Origin of the sequence: Pseudomonas sp. W2I6, from assembly GCF_030815935.1 — a bacterium.
Classification (GTDB): Bacteria; Pseudomonadota; Gammaproteobacteria; order Pseudomonadales; family Pseudomonadaceae; genus Aquipseudomonas.
In genome coordinates, this window is record NZ_JAUSXJ010000001.1 from 7,083,353 (window position 1) to 7,102,845 (window position 19,493).

The following is a 19,493-nucleotide window of genomic DNA, read 5'->3' on the forward strand; positions in this document are numbered from 1 at the left end:
GGCCCGGATTGTCTTTTGGAGAAAAACCATGCTTCGTCGTATTGCTGCACTTGCTGTTGTTGTGTTGCTGGGCGGTTGCCAGACCAGCCAGGTCAACCATGATTTCGACGCCAGCCGGGACTTTGGCGCCTACCGCAGCTGGAGCTGGAAAGAGCCCGCGCTGCAATACCGCCCGGATGACCCACGGATCAAGAGTGACCTCACCGAACAGCGCATCCGCCAGGCCGTGGGCGAGCAGCTCGACCAGCGTGGCCTGCGTCCTGCCGCGCCGGGCACCAAGGCTGACCTGAATGTGCAGACCTACCTGATCGTCGAGGACCGCCAGCAACAAGTCACCACCAATTACGGCGGCGCCTGGGGCGGCCCGTGGAATGGTTACTGGGGCGCGCCGATGTATAACGAAACCCGCAACATCACCTACAAGGTTGCGACCATCCAGATTGACTTGCTCGACGGCAAGGATGGCAAGCTGGTGTGGCGTGGCAGCGATGAGCAGATCCTCGCCAGCTCGCCTGAACCCCAAGACCGCAGTGCCGCTATTCGTGCCACGGTGACCAAGGTGCTTTCCAACTACCCGCCGCATTGATCGCCTGATCAGCCCTCCGCCAGTCGTCGATCTATGGCGACTGGCCTGCAGCCCCCGCCGCTCTTGACTACACTCCCAAGCAACACAGGAGAGTAAGCGCTCGGCAGTGTGCCGGCAAAGGAGTGCTCGATGTCTCTTCGACTTCGTTCCGGTCACCACGCCGGGCCTGCAAGGCAGCGCGGTGCGGTTGGCTTGGTGGCGGTCTTGACCCTGGGCATGGTGCTGGTATTCATGTTGCTGGTGGTTGATAGCAGCCGTTTGTACCTGGAAAAACGCCAGTTGCAGGGGATTGCCGATATGGCGGCACTGGAGGCAGTGCAGCGTAAGGGGGATTGCCTGCCCGCCACCAATACCGCGCCCACCTATGCCCGTGCCAGCGCAGTGCGCAACGGTTATGTCATCCCGCCGGCAAACGCCCTGATAGTGAAATGCGGCGTGCTGACCACCGGCGCCACCAACCAGCGGGTGTTCTCCGCAGACGCGACCAAGACCGATGCCATCCAGGTGACTGCCTCGCGCCCGATCATGACCAGCGTTGCCGGGGGGGTCTGGGCGTTGTTCAGTGGTAGCGGCTACAACTTCAACACCCAGTTGTCTGCCGTCGCGGTGGCGGCGCCGAAGATCCTGCCGCCTCAGGCGCAACTGACGATCAAATCGACCCTGGTCACCGTGGACTCGAGCAAATCAGCAGCACTGAACCTGTTGTTCGGCCAACTCTTGGGCGGCTCACTGAACCTGAGCGTGGCAGGCTGGCAGGGCCTGGTAGACACCAACATCAACTTGCTCAGCTACCTCAACCAGTTGGCGTTGAACGTGGGCGTCACGGCCGGAGCCTACGATCAACTGCTGACCAAGACGGTCAAGATCAGTCAACTGGTCGACGCAGCCATTACGGTGCTCAGTGCCGGAGGCAATACGGCCAGCGTGGCGGTCAGCGGTCTTACCAGTATCAACGCGATAATCGGCAACCTTGATGTCACCCTGGGCAGCCTGCTGCAGCTGCAAACGGGGGCGGTGTCGGCGGGGCTGAACACCAGCCTGAATGTGTTCCAGCTGGCCGAAGCCTTTGTGCAATTGGCCAATACCAAGAACGGGGTGGTGGCGACCATCCCGGTGAATATTCCGGGCCTGGTGAATGCAGGTGTTCAGGTCAAGGTGATTCAGCCACCGCAGTTGTCCGCTATTGGCGATCCGCGGTTTGCCGTGGATAAAACTTCAGCAACCCGCATTTACGTAAAAACGGCTCAGATCAGTGTCGGCCTGACGTTAGGGTTGCCACCGCTGGACTCTCCCGCGGTGCAGGCCGCCCTGAACGGCTTGGTCGGGCCGCTTTCGGACGTTTTGAACAACTTGTTGAGCTTGAACCTGGGAGGAACCATCAGTTCGGTGCTGTGTGTACTGGGTGGTTATTGCCAGATGACGAATTTGCAGGTGCTGTCGTCATCCTCAAACCCGCCGGCCGCCAGGATAGATGTGGTCCTTCAACTGGGCACGGCTGAAAGCTATGTCACCGGATTTACCTGCGTCAGCGACGCTACCAAGACCCTGACCACCCAGACCAATGCCTCGATCGTTACCGTGCAAATTGGCCAGAGCCCGCAACTGATCAACGCGTTCAACAGCAACACCACCCTTAATCCGATTCCTCCAGTGCCGGTGGTGGATATCGGATCCATTACCTGTTTCAAACCCTTGCTGGGCCTGGGGCCTACCACTTGTGATCCGTCTACCCGTAAAGCGTTTTACGGGGGCGGCCTGGGCTTGAGCGTCAACAGTCCGGTGGGCGCTGCGACAAGTGCCTTGCCCCCCCACACGTACCTTCAGCCGCCGGAAATCAACCTGCCGCCGCAGTACTACGCCTCATCGACAGCCAGCCTTCTCAGCGCGATCAGTAACGCGTTGAGCGGTATCCAGTTCCAGGTCTACAAGCCAACGGGGTTCAATCTGCTGGGAGGGTTATTGACGACGGCGGGCACAGTGCTAAACGGGCTCAACAGCACCTTGGGCACCGTGATTGGCGGAGTGCTCAGCCCTATTCTGGACCCGGTGGTGAACAGCCTGTTGTCGAACCTTGGGGTTAACCTGAACGCGGTGGAAGTGGGCGCCAACCTCAGTTGCCGGCCGCATGGGCAAGCGGCCCTGGTGAATTAGGCTTCAACCACCGGCAGCTCCACACAGAACTTCGCCCCATGCTCGCTGTTGGCGACGCTCAACCGGCCGCCCATGTTCTCGACAATGCCGTAGCTCACCGACAACCCGAGGCCGGTGCCCACGCCAATCGGCTTGGTGGTGAAGAACGGCTCGAAAATCCGCTCCAGCAGCCGCGGGTCAATCCCGCCGCCGTTGTCCTCGACCCAGATGCGTACGTGGCGGCTGTCGTGCTCGATCTGCACCGAGATCCACGGCTGCAGGTCGCGGTCGTGCTCGCGTTTGCTCAGCAGGGCATCGCGGGCGTTGACCATCAGGTTGATCAGCACCTGCTCCAGCTGGTCGACATAGCCTTTGACCTGCACCGTCACGTCTAGCTGTGCCACGCGCAGGTCCACGCCTTTGCCGCGCATGCCTTCACTGAGCAGCGACAGGGTGCCTTCCACCGCCTGCGCCGGGTTGAAGGGCTGCTGTTCGACTTCCGAGCGGCGGCCGAACACCCGCATGTGGTCTACCACGCGGGCTGCGCGCTGGACCTGGGAGTCGATACGCTGGAGTTTTTCCGTCAGGTAGTCGATTTGTGCATCACCGTTGCTCAAGCGCTTGAGCACGTTGACGATGGCCATGCGCATCACATTCAACGGCTGGTTGATCTCGTGGGCCAGGCCGGTGGCCATTTCGCCGAGGGTGGCCATTTTGGCGCTTTGGGTCAGTTGCTGCTGGGAGCGGCGCACTTCGGTGTTGTCGCGGCCCACGGCCTGCACTTCCTGCAATTGGCCCTGTTCGTCGAACACGCCCCGGTCCGACCACACCCACCAGGCATGTGTGCGCCCCGGCAGTTGCAGGCTGATTTCGGCGGTGCTCACCGGGAATTCCGGGGTGAGCTGGCGGATGCGCAGTACAAACGCCTCGTGTTGTTCGTCCGACAACCATTGGCTGAGGTTCATGCCCGGCAGCTGTCCAGGCAGGCATTCCATGTAGTTGGCCAGGGGCGTGTTGCCGAAGGTCAGGGTCAGGTCCGGAAGGTAGCGGCAGATCATGGCCGGGGAGTCTTCCACGAGGATTCGATAGCGCTCCTCGCTTTCCTTGACCCGTTGCGCCGCCAGGGTCGTCTCGGTCACATCCAGCCACAGGCCCACGGCTTCCACGGGCAACCCGAGGTCGTCGCGCAGCAGCCGGGCTTCATCCAGCAGCCAGTGGTAATTGCCCTGTGTGTCGAGCACCCGGTAGCGACTGCGCACGCTGCCTTCGCGCAGCAGTTGGCGGGTACGGTCGAAGTAGAGGTCGCGGTCTTCGGGGTGGATCCACTGGTTCAGCGTCGCCGGGGTGAAGTCGGCCAGGGTGCGGCCAAGCAGCGGCAGCAAACTGTCGCTGAAGAACACCGGTTGCAGCGTGCCCTCGACGTAGCGCTGCACATAGATCACAGCCGGGGAACTGGCGATCAGGTTATCCAGGCGTGCGTGGGCGGCGGCGGCCTGTTGCTCCTGGTTTTTTATGTCGCTGATGTCGAGCATGAAGCCTACCAGGCGGCGATGCTCACCCGAGCCCAACGCTTGCCCCTGCACGCGATACCAGATGGGGTTAAGCGCCGCGTCGGCACGTTGCAGGCGCACGCTGGTGGACAGCGGTTTGCCCAGGGTCTTCAGGTCTTGCAGGCGGCTGGCGAGTTCTTCCCGGTCGGCAGGGTGAATCAGCTTGAGCCACATGGGTAGCGACAGCTGTGTGATGGCCTCGCCTTGGCTCAGGGTGTGCAGCAGCGGTGGGGCGAGTTCGAGGTCTTCAGTGTGTGGGGACAGCTCCCACCAGCCGGTGCCGAGCAATCCTTGCAGCGCGTCGAGGCGTTCCAGCTGCTGTTGATGGCGCAGTTCGCGCAGGCGGCCGAGCAGCGGTGCCGCGAGGGCGGCGGTCAGTTGCAACCAGTCACGGTCGCTGGTGTGTTCCTGGCGGTGATACACCCCGCACAGCAGCCATGCGCCCACGCCCAGGCCGTCGCGGTAGGGCACCAGAAAACCATCGGTATTGCCAAACAGGCCTTGCAGGCGTGGGTGTTCGCTGTGGCCACGGTTTACCTCCAGGCTCACTGGCGCCGTGCCGCCCAGGCTGTCGAGGCTGGAGCCCAGGGCTTGGCCGTTGCTCCAGAGTACCGGCGCATCGTGGGCGGTGTAACAGCCCTCGATGCACCACGCCTGGCCCTGCTCATCCAACAAGGCGATGGCGACGCAGGGGATGTGCCAGTGCTGGGAAATAGCCTGCAGAGTGTCTTGCAGTACTTCGGGCAGGCGCACCAGGCTGCAGACCCGCAGTTGCTCGCTGATCTGGTCGCTCACCCGTTGATTGTGTTCGCGCACCTGGGTGAGTTGGCGATGGGCAATCAGGTCGCCAATGTCCAGCAATTGCAGGAGCCAGCCCTTGCCTTCGGGTTGAACCCAGCCACGGGTATGCAGGGTTTGCCCGGCGAGCCCCTTGAGCTCCAGGTCCAGGCTTTGCCCCTGCCAGTCGCTGGGCGTGCCCTCGATCACCAGGCGGCTCGCCGCAGTGAGGTAGTCGAGCAGCGAGGGTGCCTGTTGCTGTTGCGCAGCGGGGTGTTCGAGTCGATGGCGAAGCGGGCCATGGACATCCATTACGCGGCCTTGGGCGTCCAGGTAGAACAACAACGCGGCGGTTGCCGGGATCGCTGCCGGTGCGTCAGCAGGCAGCTGGTTGCCGCGTCCGAGCAGGCGGCCGAAGAGTTTATCGCCTGAGGTCAAAACTGCATGCTCGACTGGGCGGACAGCATGGGAGGCAGGGCGGGGACGGTACCGATGCCTGGCAGTACCAGGAACGGCAGCACACTTTGGAGGCTGGACGTCGGGTAGTTGATGTACACCGTCAACACGCCTGACGAGTTGTAGACGGCCGTCACGTACCCGGGAAGGAATTTGAACTGGGAGGGGATCCACGCCAGTTGTGCCTGCGCCGCACTGACGGCCTGCAGCGGCAGTGCCGTGACGTAGCCAGGCGTGGCGGGGTCCAGCGCGACGCTACGTCTTACGCCTTCGGCGGCGGCCTGGGTAAAGGACTGCATCAGCAATAACGGCAAGCTGTAGCTGACCAGGCCATAAAAAATGGCAAAAAAAATCATGAAGACCATCGCGAACTCCAGCGCGGCGGCACCTTTTTGCTTTTTAGCGAGGCCTTTTTTCATGACTCGTCTACCCTGACTACTACTACCTGATATCAGCATAGAATCATTCAGCAAAAAGGGATTTTTTTTACGTGATTCAAAGCCTCGTCCTGGTCGTTTGGCTCGCGCTGTGCGCTGTGCAAGATATCCGTCTACGTCAGGTCTCCAACCGTTTGACCCTCGGCGCAGCCTTGCTGGCGTTGGGTTACCTGTTCTGGAGCGGTACGACCTGGCTCGGTGCGCCGGCTGTCGAGGGCGGCGTGGCCTTTGTCCTGGCGTTGTTGTTCACCCTGCCGGGGTACGCGCTGGGCCGCCTGGGCGCCGGTGACGTGAAGCTGATCGCGGCATTGGGGCTGGCAACCGACTACCTCTACGTACTGGGCACTTTTATCGGCGCCGGCCTCGCGAGCGCAGCCTGGCTGTTGCTGGCGCCAAGGGTGTGGCCGCTGATGAATCAAGGGCTTAGGAATACCTTGCAGTACCTTGATCCGGCACATTCGGCCAGGCAGCCGTTCGTGCCGTTTTTACTGATCGGTTTTTGCCTGTCCTGGTTTTGGATCCCATTAGTCGCCACGTAGGGTATTGCTATGTACATAGTAGGAAAGTACGTCTACGTTTATGGGTAAGTTGTATAGAAAAAATGGTCGGAATGGATACATCGGTCCTTTTGCTTGCCAGGCATGGAGTAGCGCGTGAACAAGCTTACCTCTCAAGTGAAAGTGCTCGTGGTGGACGATCAGCCTTTGATCGTGGAAGAGCTTTGCGAATTTCTTGAAAGCAACGGTTACCGTTGCGTCCCTTGCGCATCCAGCCAGGAAGCCATCGAGCGTTTTCGCGACGATGCCGAGATCGGCCTGGTGCTGTGCGATCTGCATATGCCCGAGATGGATGGCATCGAACTGGTCCAGGCCCTGCAACACCTGGCCGGCAAGCAACGGGTCTTTGAGGCCATCATGCTGACCGGGCGTGCAGACAAGCAGGACGTGATCAAGGCCTTGCGCGCCGGGATTGCCGATTACTACCAGAAGCCGATCAATTTGGGCGAGCTGCTCGAAGGGTTGCAACGCCAGGTGGTCGCGCTGCAGGACCGGCAGAAAGATCTCGACCTGGGGCACCTGAACCAGAAGCTGCAGTTTCTCTCGGCGTCCATCGATGACCTTTATCATGACCTCGACAAGGTGCGCAGCAGTCCGCAATCCGGCCTGTCGACTGAAGCCGAGGGTGAAGTCAGCGATACTGACCGGGTTGAAATACCGGCGATCTTCAATCAGTTGTCGCCCCGCCAACTGGATGTCGCAAGGCTGGTAGGCAAGGGCCAGACCAACTACCAGATTGCCTGTGAACTGGGCATCACTGAAAACACCGTGAAACTCTACGTGTCCCAAGTGCTGCGCCTGACCCATATGCACAACCGAACCCAGTTGGCGCTGGCGTTATCGCCGAACAATTCTGCGGCGCGCCAGCGCGTCACTGCGCATTAGTTGTTGCTGCCTGGGGTGTTGCCGCCCAGTTTCTGGTCGTAGTACTCAGGAATAGGGTATTTGTAACTGTCCAGCAGGCGTTGCATGGCCTGGTCGCGTTCAGCGGGCGTGGCCTTCTGCCGGATGGGAGATGCGCGTTCGCCACTGACCTGCAGTTGCAGCCAGCCTTCGGTCTGTTTTTGCTGTGGCGAAGAAGGCCCCGGCTCAATAGCCAGTACCGTCAGCGGCAGGCTGGCGAACAGCAGCGTGGCGAGCAGTGTGAATTTCATCGTGTGTACTCCCTTTAGAGACCTATTTGACCGGCGCTTGCAGCACGTCGCCTACGGTTGCGACCTGATCTTTTGGCGCTGTCGTCGGTGAGACGGGCGCCTTGAGTTGCTGCGCCCGGGCCTGGGCTTGCGTCACTTGTTCCGGGCTCAGGCCCATGCGGCTGGCCACTTGCGCGGCTTGTTCCCAGTTGTCCTGGTAGATCATCAGCGTCACCAGATTGATCGCCGCCAGTTGATCGCTCTGCTTGAGCTCCATGGCCGTCAGGAATTCGAAGCGTGCATCTTCCACGCGCCGTTGATTGAGGTACACCACGCCCAGGTCGTTGCGGATTTTCTCGTCGGTGGGCGACATCCTGGCCGCGCGTTGCAAGTGCGCCATGGCCTGGCCGTTGTCTCCCCTGGCCGCTGCCAGCTGGCCGAGCCCGTGCTCGCCTTCGGCAGCCATGCAGGTGCCGAGCAGGCTGCGGTACAACGGTTCGGCTTCGCTGCGGCCCAGCAGGCGGTACACCTTGGCCTGGCGCTGGCGCACCTGGGGCAGGTTGTCCGGCAGGTTTTGCAGGTTGGCCAGGCTGGCGTGCAGCTTGCCCTCGTTGGCCATGTCGTCGGCCAGGTTCAGCGATAACTCCTGATTGGAGTTGGGCTTGGCACAACTGCCCTGCGCGCTGAAACCCGCCCACGGCAGTTGCCCGTTACTGGCGCAACCACTTAACAACAACAGGCTGCAGGCGACCATCAATGTCTTCATTGCATGTCCTCTCAAGGCACGAAGGCTTTGGCGATGGCGATAAAGCCAGGGCCGGCCAATACGATCAGTAATGCGGGAAACAGGAACAGCATCATCACCACGGACATTTTGGCGGACATCTTGGAAATGTATTCCTGCAGGCGGGTCAGGCGCCGGTCATCCAGCAACTGCTTGAGCGATTGCAGCGACTTCATCGCCCCGCCGCCCTGATGCAGAAGCTGCTGGAGGATCAGGCACGTGTCGCTGAGTTCATCGACGTCCAGCATCTGGCTGGCCTTGTTCAATTCCTCCCCCAACTCCAGCCCGGAATCGACGCGTGCCAGCACCAGGCGCAGTTCGGCGGTCAGTACCGGCAGCAACTTTTGCGCGTCGTAGGCCATGACCCGCAGCGCCTGCTCCACGGCCATGCCTGACTCAAACAGAATGCGCACCAGGGGGATGAAGGTCGCTACTTCCCGGGAGATTTTCCCCTGGCGCCTTTTGGCGAGTGCCACCAGTATTCGCTTGGGCAGCAGGTAGCCGATGATCAGGCCCAGCAGGGAGATCACAAACTCATGCTCGGTGCCGGGAAAGAACAGCTCCAGTGTCATCGCGGTCAGCCCCAGCAAAACTATCGGTGAACCGATCTGGCAAGCGGCGAACATCGAGCGTTGGCTGGTTTTTCTCCAGCCCATGCGGTTGAGCAGGATTTGGGTTTCGTTATCGAGGCTGATGGTGCGCTGGCCGATCCGGGTGCTGCCCAACTGGTGCAACCACTCACTCATTTTGTCATTGCGGCTTGGCTCGCCCTGCAGCCGCTGGGCGACCACGCGTTGTTGACGACGACTGCTCAGGATATTCGCCAGCAGCAGTGATAACGCGGCAAGAAACAATACGGCACTGATCAGTATCGCCATCTCAGATACTCCGCAACATGCGCCACAGCGCCACGCATCCGATGACTTGCAAGGCGAACGCACCGAGCATCAGGCGTTGGCCGCTGTGGTCATCCCACATGGCCATCAGGTACGTCGGATTAACGAGCAGGAAGTAGCCCGCGACACTCACCGGCAGTACCGCCAGCACCAGCGCGGTCACCCGGGTTTCACCGGTCATGGCGCGTAATTGCCGTGCGCCCTGGTCGCGCTCGCGGATCATCTTGATCAGGTTTTCCAGCAGCTCACTGGCGTTGCCGCCGTAGCGGTGGTTGACCTTGAGGCCCAGGGCAAACAGGCGCAATTCATCCTGTTCATAAAACTCGGCATAGTCATGAGCGGCCTCCGGCAGGCTGACACCCAATTGCACATTGCGCTTGATACGACCCATGGACTTTTTCAACGGGTCGTCACTGGCATCGATTCCGCTCAGGATGGCGTCCGCCAGGGTGCGTCCGGATTTCAGGCTGCGTACGGCGTGATCGAGCAATTGCGGGAGTTGTTCGATCATCCGGCGCAGCCGCCGCTGGTAGCGTACGGCGATGTACAGGCGCAGTGCCAAGGGCGGTGCCGCCACCATCACAAACAAGCCTATCCACTGGCCCACGAGCCCCCCCAGCAGGGCGCCAAAGGCCCACAGGGTCAGCCACAGGCCGAGGCGCTCGGTTGGCCGGCCGAGGCCTGCACGGATAAACGTGCGTTCCAGGCTGGTGGTCACCGCGTTGTCTTTCATGGCCTGGGGTTGCCCTTCGGCCAGGCGTTCCAATACCCGGTCGGTCTGGGCCTTGCGCAAACCGTTGCGCATCAGGCTTATCCCCAGCACCAGAAGGGCCACGGCGAGCAGGGCGAGCAGAATCGGACCGATCATCGGGTTGCCTCCTACACCGGCAGGTGACCTTCGTGACGCAACTTGTCACCGGCCGGGTTGACCGCTTCGCGCAGGAAGCCAAAGCCGGTGCGCTTGTCGTGGCGAAACAGGGTGTTGGTGACGTACACGTCTTCGCGGATGCCCACCACTTCCACCACTTCGCTGACACAGCGGCGGCCATCGGGCAGGCGCGTCAGCTGGATCACCACATCCAGCGCCGCGCAGATCATTTGCCGCAGGGTTTTTTCCGCGACGACCCGGCCGGTCAGGCCCACCAGGGTTTCCAGGCGCAGCAAGGCGTCCTGGGCGTTGTTGGCGTGCACGGTACTCATCGAGCCGTCGTGGCCGGTGTTCATGGCGGTCAACACATCGATGACCTCCACGCCCCGGATCTCGCCGAGGATGATGCGGTCGGGGCGCATCCGCAGGGCGTTGCGGATCAAGTCACTGGCCTTCACTTCCCCATGCCCCTCGGCATTGGGCGGGCGGGTTTCCAGGCGCACAACGTGGGGATGGCCCAGTTGCAACTCGGCCACGTCTTCGATGGTGACCAGGCGCTCGCGGGGGTTGATCAACTGGCTGAGAATGTTCAGCAGTGTGGTTTTACCGGTGCCGGTACCGCCGCTGATCAGGATGTTGCAGCGCTTGCCGACGGCTTCCTTGAAAAAATCGAAAATGGCCTGGTCGATGGTTTGCATGGCCACCAGGTCGCTGCTTTTAAGCATGTCCTTGCGAAACTTTCGAATCGACAGGCACGGCCCGTCCAGGGCAATCGGCGGAATGATCGCATTGACCCGGCTGCCATCGGGCAGGCGCGCATCGACCATCGGCGACGACTCATCCAGCCGGCGTCCCAGGGGTGCGAGGATGCGCTGCATGACCCGCTCGACATGGTGGTCGTCAATGAAGCGCAAGTCACTTTGTTGCAGCAGGCCATCGCGTTCGACGAATACCCGATGCGGGCCGTTGACCAGGATCTCGGTGACGGTCGGGTCGCGCAGCAGCACTTCCAGCGGGCCGAAACCGGTCAGCTCATCGACGATCTCTTCGGCCAGGCGCTCCATCTCATAGCGGGAAATCGCCAAGTGCATACGTGTGATGTATTCGGCCACCTTGTCGATCACAAACTGCGCCAGGGACTGGCGTGTGCCTTCCAGCAGATTTTTTCCCGAATCCTCGATGGCATCGATGATGTAGCGATGCAGCACCAGCTTCAGGCCGTCGTGATCGGTGTTGCCGACATTGCCGCGCGGGGCGACGCCAAACAGCTTCTCGCCGTTCATTTGGTCCTCAGAAGGCGGTTGAGCCAATTGGTGGAGGGTTTTTCCAGGCCCTCGGAGCGTTTTGCCAGGCGCTCACCCAAGCCGCGCAACGTCTGTGTCAGGGCTTCCCGTGGGGCCAGGGCGAACAGGGTCTGGGCCTGGTTCTTGGCACTCAGGCGCACTTCCGGGCTCCAGGGCAGGACGGCGATTACCTCCAGCCCGAAGCTCTTGCCCAATGCCTCCGAGTCCGGGGCGGCCCCTTTGAGGTAGCGGTCCACCAGCAGGCGGGCATGGTCGAGTTTCATGCCTTTTTCCCGCCACAGGTTGAGTACGGCCAGGTTGCGGCGGCAGTCCGGCACGCTTTGGTCGGTGCACCACAGCAGTTTGTCGCAATGGCTGACAAAGGTGCGCAAGGCTTCGCTGTCGGGTTGGCCGGTCAGGTTCACCACGATGTGCTGGAAGTGCTGGCGCAGGGCGCTGAGCAACATGTACAGCTCGGCCGCGCTGGTCCGTTCCAGGGGGTCGTCGTTGTTGTGGTAGGCGAGGATGCGCAGACCGGCTTCGGCCGTGGTGAAGGCGCTGTTGATCAGGGTTGAGTCCAGGCGCCGCAAGTGACGCAGGGCGTCGCCGAAATGAAAAGAACTCTCCAGCCCCAGCAGTGCGAGGCTGTCAGCGAGTGGCAGGCCCAGGTCGAGCAACAGCGTTTGCTGCCCGCTTTTTTGCACCACCAGCGCCAGGTGGCTGGCGATCAGCGCGCCGTCGGCATTGCCTTGGGTGCCGTAGAGCACGGTCAGTCCGCCCAAATGGGTATTCGGGGTGACCGCCGGCAAGCGTTTGCTCAGGCGCCGAACCAGGCCGGCAACCTCACTGGAGCGCGAGCCATAGGCCACGAAATCCCGTGCGCCGGCGCGCATCGCGTTCAGTACAAGCTGGTTGTCCATGCCATCGCCCAAGGCCACGATGGCAAGCATCGGCTTGGCCTCCAGGGCACCTTCGATCAGGGCGCACTGGGTGGTGACGTGTTCCCGGTCCAGGCCGATGAACACCAGGTTGGCGAACGTCACGTCTACCAGTGCCAACAGTTCGTCGAGGCTGCCGGCACCGGCGCTGACCACTTGCCCCAGGGGCGCGAGTGCGCCCTGAAGCCATTCCAGATCCGTGGTGTTGCGGGTAATTGCCAAAAAGGTCTGGCTCAGGCTCTCACTCATTCGGACAGTCCACTGCGGCGGTCGAAATTGCCGTTTTCGAGGAAATACAGGCGGTACCAGTTAGGGTCGTAATTGCGCAGCTTTTCCCCTGGCAACGAAGGCAGTTGGGCGTTGGCCGCCAAGGGCTGCACGAGGTGCGGGGTGACGATCATCAGCAGCTCTTTTTCCTGGCGATTGATGCTGGAGTCGCGAAAGAATGCACCGAGGATCGGGATGTCACCCAGGCCCGGGAATTTGCTGACGCTGGAAGTGTTGTTGGTGCTGATCAGGCCGCTGATCACAAAGCTTTCGCCGTCGGCCAGGGAGATGCTGGTGTCGGTGCGCCGGATGGTCAGCGCCGGCACGGAGATACCCTGGATGTTGACCGCGTTGGTGTAGTCCAGCTCACTGACCTCTGGCGCGACCTTCAGGGAAATCCGCCCATGGTCGATGACGGTCGGGGTCAGGGTCAGGCGAATACCGAACTCTTTGTATTCGATGGAGATGGTGTTGCTGCCGCTGCTGGGCACCGGGATCGGTACTTCACCACCGGCGAGGAAGGTCGCACTTTGGCCACTGAGCGCCACCAGGCTCGGCCGGGCCAGGGTGTAGGCAAAGCCGCTGCTTTCCAGGGCGTTGATCATGGCCGAGACACGGCCGCCGCCAAAGCCGATGTTGAAGGTGTCGTTGTTCACCGGGAGCCCACGGAATCCTGTGGCCGCGGGGTTGGCAACATTGTTCGGGGCGCCGAACAGAAAGTTGCCGCCCCGGCCAAAGATCGAGGTACTGGCCTCCTTGAGTTTGGTGCGGCTCACTTCCACAAAGCGGATGTCGGTTTGCACCTGGCTGGGCAGGGTCGGGTCATCGGACGGCGCCAGGGCCAGGCTGGTCAGGGCCGACGTGGCCTTGCCCTTGACGAACACCATGCTTTGGCGCGGGCTGCTGGAGCAGGCCGTCCAGACCATCAGGCTGGTGGTGCCCGAGGCGATGCCGGTGAGCAGGAACGCCTGGTTGCCGTTGACCTGCACATCGGCCACTTTCGGATCGCCAATGGCCAGCCGCGTAATCGGCACCGGCGACTGGATAGCCTGTTGAGCGCCTTCACCCACCTCCAGCACCGGCGGCAGCTGGCCCAGGCCCGTGCAGTTGCCGGGTGCTGCCAGTGCAACGCCGACAGGCAGGCTCAGGGTGAGAAGTGCCCAGAAAATTCGCGAAAAAGACCACACGAAACGACTGCTCATTCAAGGCATCCTTAGCTCTTTCAGGGCGTTTGTTGGGTAACCTGATTGCCACGTATTACTTCGACGCCTGAACGCCTTGGCGCACCATTGCCGGCGGGACTCAGGCCGTTGACGGGCGCTGTACTGAATGCCAGCTGGTTGAACTGGTAGAGCTCGCGCCGGGTGTTTTCCAGGTGGGTCGCGGACTCCGTTTCACCGGCCCAGTATTGGCTCAGCAGTTGTTCGTCGGCACTGCGTACAGCCAGGCGCAGTACGCCGGACTGGGCTGCGAGCATCAGCCGGCTCAGGAGCTCCTCCGGTACGGCGAGGAGTACCGTGCGCGCGCTGGCGCGACTCTGCTGCGCCTTGAGTTTTTCGTCCGGGGTAGTCGGTGGCACGGAGCCGGGCGTGCCGTCGTTGGTCAGCCCCAGTTGATCGCCGACGCCCAGCAGGCGCAAGGCGGGCACCACGATTTGTGCGGACTGCTGCGGGTTGCTGGCTTCCTGGCGCAGGAAGAGCAGGACGTCCACATAGTCCCCCGGGGAGAGTTGCCCGCTGGCGCCGATCACTTCATCCACGGCGACGGCAAGCGCGCGTTCGTTAGGGCGGATCATTCGCGCCACGGTGCCGCCGGAGTTGAAGCTCTCCTCGGTCAGCCAGGTCCCGGCCGACAGCGGCCGCCACGGGATCTTGCCCACGGCCTGGTCGAGGCTGGTGAGGCTGCCGGCGGGAACCGTGCGCAGTTTTTCCAGGGTCAGGTCGGCGGCGGTGAGCGCAACAAAAGGTGCAACGTCATGGGCCAGCACCACCACGGGTTGGCGGGTCTGGTCTTCGGCGACGGGTTGCACGACTTCAGGTGATTGAGGCACGGGCGGTGCGACAGGGGCAGGGCGGCTGAGTACCAGGCCCCAGTAGCCTGCAATCAGTGCACCTACCAACAGCAGCCCGGCGAGGATCAAGCTAATCCGACTGTTCATGAAGGCTCTCCCTTTCCTGCTGCATCCACTGCTGTTCCCACTAATGCTTGCGTATCCGGATCGCTTCAAGCTTCTAACTATTTCGCTATTTGAAGGTAGTTCAGCTAAGACAAAACGCCATTACCGGGCGAAAAATATCTCCAGAAACCTCTGCGAAAGTGGGATTTTTGGCGTCAGCCGGCCGACTAATACTTTGTGATTAATCAGTTCTTACAGTTGTTGGTCTGGGGTTTGTTGACAATGCTCTAGTGGCACACCGAAATCATTTTTGTGATGCCGCGATACCAGCGCCGTGGGCGCAAAGGAGAAGTCATTATGTTCCTTGATCTTATTCGCATGGGTTTCATCAAAGTCCAGATTTTTTTCTATTCCAAAGAGGGCGCATCGGGTATCGAATACGCACTGGTTGCGGCGATGGTCGCTGTGGCGCTGGCTGCTTTTATTACACCTATCCGGACGGCCATAACCGGCGTCTTCAACTCGATACAGGCCGGCATTCATACCTGACCCCGGTACTCGCCTAAAACGTGCAGGTTCCGCTGAATGATCTATTGCGTATCAGGCATTTCCACATGAACTCCTCTTCGGCTCCCCGGCAACAAATCCTTTTGGTGGATGACGAAGAGGACGCCCTTATTGAACTGGCCGAGTCGCTGGAGAATGAAGGCTTTGTCTGTTTTACCGCGACCTCGGTCACCTTTGCCTTGCAGGAGCTGACCCTGCACCCCGATATCGCACTGGTGATTACCGACCTGCGCATGCCCGAGGAAAGTGGTATTTCCTTGATCAAGCGTCTGCGCGAACACACCGCTCGCCAGCACTTGCCGGTGATCGTCATGTCCGGCCACGCCGAGATGGATGATGTCAGTGACATGCTGCGCCTGCAGGTGCTGGACCTGTTCCGCAAGCCGATCTACCTGGTGCGCTTGATCGATACCCTCAACAACCTCTTCCCCATCCCCAAGATCAGATTGATGTAGGAGTGAGCTTGTGTGGGAGCGGGCTTGCTCGCGAAAAACGTCAACGATAACGCGGGCAGTCTGGTTCCCCGCGTTGGCTGGACGTTCTTCGCGAGCAAGCTCGCTCCCACAGGGTTCAGAGTTGGTAGCTGAAACTCAGGGTATACCGCGGCCGCCGATTGAAGCTGTCGAGGGCGATGTCCGACATAGGCTTGGCCGCTTCCAGCGCGATGTTGTAGTACTTGTTATCCCCGAAGCGCAGGCCCACCGCTGCCGATGACATGTTGTTGCCCTTGGCCGGCAGTTCGTTGAACCAGGTCTTGGCCTTGTCGAGCACCACGTACGGCTGCAGGATTTTTACCCACTCACCGCTGCGGTTGAAGCTGTAGTTGACCTCATACGCCACGCCCCAGCCCTTGTCGCCCGAGCCCTGGTCATCCGGGTAGCCACGCCCGAAATTCTGCCCGCCGAACGTCGCGCGTTCGCTGTCGGGCAGGGTGTCGTTGCTCCAGTAGAAGGCACCCGATGCCACGCCTTGCCAGTTGTCGAAGAACTTGTCGCTCTGTACGCCCGAGACGCGCAGGCGGAAGAAGTTGATGTCGGGTTTTATGCCCTCGAAGTCACTCCGGGTGCTGGCGCCCAGGCCGTCGATGCCCTGGTACAGGCCGGCGCTGAGAATGCGCAGTTGGCGCGTGTCGGATTTGCGCCAGTCACCTTCGAACGCCAGGGCGCGCAGGTTGGTTTCCAGGTCGAAACGTTGCGGGAAACCCACTAGTTGATAGCGGGTGGTCTGGTCCACGGCATAGAGTCGCGTGCCCAGGGTCAATGACTCGGTAGGGGAGGCAATCAGCGGATGGCTGAGGCCGACGGAGTAGCGGTCAACCTCCTGGTGTGGCTTGAGTTCAAAACCGCCGTCCAGCTGCACGTTGCTGCGCGGGTCGGCGCGGTAGCGCTCGGCGTTGACCACCAGTTGAGTGCCCTCGGCATTCACGAACTGGCTGTAGCCCAGGCGGTAGTAGTGCTCCTTGTCCTCGCCGGGCGGGAACAGGCCGCTGACGCTCAGTTGTTCGCCCAGGGATGTCTGGGAATTGCTGGTGCCGGTGATCAGGGCTTGCAGGCCGCCACGGCTGTCGTCCGTCATGCTCATGCTGCTGGTGAAGGGTTTGCGCGAGGCCTGGATCTGCATGCGCGTGCCGCCATCGGTGGTGCCCGGCGGCGGTACTTGCGCCTGCAGCGTTACACCTGGAATGCGGCCCATCAAGGTGGTGTAGCGTTCGAAGGTCTTGCGGGTCAGCGGGCGCTCGGCCAGCAGCTTGGCCGCCAGTTTGTCGACGTAGGCCGAGACCGAGCCAATGTCGCCCTGCACGTTGTAATCCTTGATGTAGCCCTCCACCAGCACCACGCGCACCAGGCCGTTTTCGAAGCGCTGGTCGGGCAGGTACGCGTAGGACAACAGGTAGCCGTCCTGCTGGTAGCGGCGGGTGATGCCGCGGGTGGCTTCGATCAGTTGTGCCAGGTTGGTTTCATGGCCAATCAGCGGTTCGAAAACCTTGGCCACATCCTGGAGCGGGTAGATCGTCCCACCGTCGATTTGCAGCTTGCGGATGGTCACTTTGGTGTCCATCAACAATGGCTGGCCCTGGGTTGCCGCCGGCTCGGGCAGTTGGGTCTGTGGGGTGACCGGGCGATAGGCATCGGCGGGGAGGTTGGGTACCGGCAGGTTGCGAATGGTGTCGTTGCTGTTGAGGTAGCTGGGCAGGGTCTCGGCATGGACGCTGGCAGCAATGAGGGTGAGCAGAAACAAAGGCGTCAAGGCGCGCATAGGACACTCCATGGTCAAAACTGCTGCAGCGTTTTCGCTAGGCCCGCCGGGTTCTGGGACACGGTTCGCAAAGCCATTCATTGGCCAATAAAAAAGACGAGAGACTCGTTGGAATCTCTCGTCTCAACCAAGCGTAGGCGCTGTAGGGGAGGCCGTCTAATGGCCAGGTGCAATTCTATTTTTTGCCGGTCAGCCCACCGAGCAGACCTCCCAGGCCGCCGCCTGTGTTTGCATTTGCATTGGCAGTGCCCGTAGCGGTGGCACCGGCACCCACGTTCAAGCCACCGAGCAAACCGCCACCGTTACTGCTGGTGCCGCCGGTTACCAGGCCACCCACCGAGCCGACGGTATTGCCGACGGCATTCAGGGTACCGCCCACAGCGTTAGTCACCGGATTGGCATTCGCCGCCGTCAGGTTGGTGCCCAGGCTGCTGACTGCGCCGCCGACCTGGGTAACCAGACCATTCACCGGTGCGCCGATACCGGTGCTGGTGCCGATGTTTTGCGTCAGGTTGGCAACACCCGAGGTCACTGGGTTGAGTGCGGTGCCGACATTGGTCGCCAGGCCTGCAACGGGAGCTGTGGCTGCAGTGTTGGCCACGCCATTGCCACCGATCAGGGTGCCGAGCGACGCGACGGTGTTACCCACTTGGCCGCCGGTCACACCGGCTGCACTGACAGTGCCGTTGGTGTTGCCGGCATTCAGGCCGTTGCCGACGTTGGCGACAAGACCGCCGACGAGTTCAGGCAGGCCCGATTGAGGGGTCGTGGTGGCCGGGTTGACGTAACCGCTCGACTTATCAAGGGTGGTGCCAACGCCAGTCAACACGCCACCGACGAGTGTCCCGACAGGGTTGCCTGCGCCGCCGGCGCTGGCCACCTGGCCGCCAAGGCCGGTGACAGTGGAGCCGACTTTGTCCAGTACGCCGCCGACCGGGTTGCCCAGGCCTGTTTTATTGCCCAGGTTGCCGGTGGTGTTTTCCACCAGGGAGACCACCGGTACCAATACGCTTTTACCCACCGTATTGGTCACGCTGCCCAATGGCCCGGTGGTGCTGGCAGTGCTCAAGGTATCGCCGAGCATGGTGACGGCCTGGCCGACCTGATCAACCACGCCACCTGCCGCACCGCCCACGCCACCGGTCAAGCCGCCGACGACGGGAATGCCGCCGAGGGTGGTGCCCAGGGATTTGCCGGTGTTGGAAACGCCGGTGCCCAGGTCGGCAACGCCATCGGCCACACCGGCAACGGTTGTGCCCACGGAGTTGCTATTGGTACCCAGCGTGCCCAGGCCGTTGCTCAAGCCGCCGCCGATACTGTTGACGGCGGTGCCTGTCGCGGTGACCAGCCCGCCGGCAGTGGTGCCGACAATGGGAACAGTGGTCAGGGTCGTGCCCAGGTTACCTACCGTGGTGCCGACATTACCGACGACACCGCCCACAGCGCCTACTACCTGGCCGGTGACCAGGGGAGTGGTCGAGCCAGTGCCGCCGCCAGTACCACCGCCAGTGCCGCCACCGGTACCACCGCCGGTACCTCCACCAGTGCCGCCGCCGGTGCCACCACCGGTACCTCCACCAGTACCGCCGCCGGTGCCACCACCGGTGCCGCCGCCAGTACCACCGCCGGTACCTCCACCAGTGCCGCCGCCGGTGCCACCACCGGTACCTCCATCAGTGCCGCCGCCAGTGCCACCACCGGTACCGCCGCCGGTGCCTCCACCTGTTCCACCGCCAGTACCGCCGCCAGCATCCGGAGAGGAGGCTGCGACGCTACTGTGATGACCACCACCACCGCTGCTGCAGCCTCCGAGGCTTACTGCCAGAATCAGGGCCAGCGCGGTACTTGCTTTCCACAACACGACTTGAGTTTTCATGATTGAGTTCCTTGCA

General features: G+C 61.8%; 18 protein-coding genes. 6 read left to right on the top strand and 12 right to left on the bottom strand.

What is annotated here, in order from left to right:
- Nucleotides 1–28 precede the first annotated feature (28 nt).
- Nucleotides 29–586 carry a DUF4136 domain-containing protein gene (locus QF039_RS32595; RefSeq protein ID WP_003212927.1) on the top strand — a complete coding sequence of 186 codons (558 nt, stop codon included), beginning with the start codon at nt 29–31 and terminating at the stop codon, nt 584–586.
- 129 nt (nt 587–715) lie between these two features.
- On the top strand, nt 716–2,737 hold the full coding sequence (locus tag QF039_RS32600; protein WP_256346368.1) for a pilus assembly protein TadG-related protein: 2,022 nt from the start codon (nt 716–718) through the stop codon (nt 2,735–2,737).
- On the opposite strand, the gene QF039_RS32605 is transcribed toward QF039_RS32600, so the two are convergent.
- Both QF039_RS32605 and QF039_RS32610 read right to left on the bottom strand, forming a co-directional pair.
- Complete coding sequence (locus tag QF039_RS32605; RefSeq protein WP_307522656.1) at nt 2,734–5,481, bottom strand: PAS domain-containing sensor histidine kinase; 2,748 nt, start codon at nt 5,479–5,481, stop codon at nt 2,734–2,736. The two genes, QF039_RS32600 and QF039_RS32605, sit on opposite strands and share 4 nt — an antisense overlap.
- Nucleotides 5,478–5,918, bottom strand: coding sequence for a TadE/TadG family type IV pilus assembly protein (locus QF039_RS32610; protein ID WP_003212919.1), 441 nt, complete (start codon nt 5,916–5,918; stop codon nt 5,478–5,480). The genes QF039_RS32605 and QF039_RS32610 overlap by 4 nt, the downstream gene beginning before the upstream one ends.
- A 71-nt stretch (nt 5,919–5,989) precedes the next feature.
- Here QF039_RS32610 and QF039_RS32615 point away from each other — a divergent pair, with 71 nt between their 5' ends.
- Both QF039_RS32615 and QF039_RS32620 read left to right on the top strand, forming a co-directional pair.
- A complete protein-coding gene (locus QF039_RS32615) occupies nt 5,990–6,475 on the top strand; it encodes a prepilin peptidase (RefSeq protein ID WP_003212917.1) in 486 nt (161 codons plus the stop codon).
- Between the two features lie 114 nt (nt 6,476–6,589).
- Nucleotides 6,590–7,378 carry a response regulator transcription factor gene (locus QF039_RS32620; protein ID WP_003212915.1) on the top strand — a complete coding sequence of 263 codons (789 nt, stop codon included), beginning with the start codon at nt 6,590–6,592 and terminating at the stop codon, nt 7,376–7,378.
- Here the strand turns inward: QF039_RS32620 and QF039_RS32625 are convergent.
- From QF039_RS32625 to cpaB, 8 genes are read right to left on the bottom strand one after another with little or no spacing between them, the layout of a single operon-like run.
- Nucleotides 7,375–7,647, bottom strand: a complete 273-nt coding sequence (locus tag QF039_RS32625; protein ID WP_177008343.1) for a DUF3613 domain-containing protein — start codon at nt 7,645–7,647, stop codon at nt 7,375–7,377. The genes QF039_RS32620 and QF039_RS32625 overlap by 4 nt on opposite strands.
- Before the next feature lie 22 nt (nt 7,648–7,669).
- The gene (locus tag QF039_RS32630) at nt 7,670–8,392 is read right to left on the bottom strand and encodes a tetratricopeptide repeat protein (RefSeq protein ID WP_032899853.1); all 723 of its coding nucleotides are present in this window, start codon (nt 8,390–8,392) and stop codon (nt 7,670–7,672) included.
- Between the two features lie 11 nt (nt 8,393–8,403).
- The gene (locus QF039_RS32635; protein ID WP_087693099.1) at nt 8,404–9,288 is read right to left on the bottom strand and encodes a type II secretion system F family protein; all 885 of its coding nucleotides are present in this window, start codon (nt 9,286–9,288) and stop codon (nt 8,404–8,406) included.
- 1 nt (nt 9,289) lies between these two features.
- Entirely contained in the window at nt 9,290–10,174 is an 885-nt protein-coding gene (locus tag QF039_RS32640; protein ID WP_177022461.1) for a type II secretion system F family protein, read from the bottom strand.
- 11 nt (nt 10,175–10,185) lie between these two features.
- Complete coding sequence (locus tag QF039_RS32645) at nt 10,186–11,457, bottom strand: CpaF family protein (RefSeq protein ID WP_008438997.1); 1,272 nt, start codon at nt 11,455–11,457, stop codon at nt 10,186–10,188.
- Complete coding sequence (locus tag QF039_RS32650) at nt 11,454–12,644, bottom strand: pilus assembly protein (RefSeq protein WP_307522664.1); 1,191 nt, start codon at nt 12,642–12,644, stop codon at nt 11,454–11,456. The genes QF039_RS32645 and QF039_RS32650 overlap by 4 nt, the downstream gene beginning before the upstream one ends.
- Complete coding sequence (locus tag QF039_RS32655; protein WP_177039735.1) at nt 12,641–13,864, bottom strand: type II and III secretion system protein family protein; 1,224 nt, start codon at nt 13,862–13,864, stop codon at nt 12,641–12,643. Before QF039_RS32655 ends, QF039_RS32650 begins: the two co-directional genes overlap by 4 nt.
- Before the next feature lie 20 nt (nt 13,865–13,884).
- Nucleotides 13,885–14,820 (bottom strand): Flp pilus assembly protein CpaB, encoded by a 936-nt coding sequence (gene cpaB / locus QF039_RS32660; protein ID WP_178903791.1) that lies wholly within the window; start codon nt 14,818–14,820, stop codon nt 13,885–13,887.
- A gap of 315 nt (nt 14,821–15,135) precedes the next feature.
- Between cpaB and QF039_RS32665 the strand changes: the two genes are divergently transcribed.
- Entirely contained in the window at nt 15,136–15,327 is a 192-nt protein-coding gene (locus QF039_RS32665) for a Flp family type IVb pilin (protein ID WP_008438993.1), read from the top strand.
- A gap of 65 nt (nt 15,328–15,392) precedes the next feature.
- Nucleotides 15,393–15,800: a response regulator gene (locus QF039_RS32670; RefSeq protein WP_003212897.1), complete on the top strand. Its 408-nt coding sequence runs from the start codon at nt 15,393–15,395 to the stop codon at nt 15,798–15,800.
- A 115-nt stretch (nt 15,801–15,915) separates the two neighbouring features.
- Here QF039_RS32670 and QF039_RS32675 read toward each other — a convergent pair whose 3' ends face one another.
- A complete protein-coding gene (locus QF039_RS32675) occupies nt 15,916–17,601 on the bottom strand; it encodes a ShlB/FhaC/HecB family hemolysin secretion/activation protein (protein WP_307522670.1) in 1,686 nt (561 codons plus the stop codon).
- A gap of 175 nt (nt 17,602–17,776) precedes the next feature.
- On the bottom strand, nt 17,777–19,477 hold the full coding sequence (locus tag QF039_RS32680; RefSeq protein WP_218647742.1) for a collagen-like triple helix repeat-containing protein: 1,701 nt from the start codon (nt 19,475–19,477) through the stop codon (nt 17,777–17,779).
- Between the last annotated feature and the right edge of the window lie 16 nt (nt 19,478–19,493).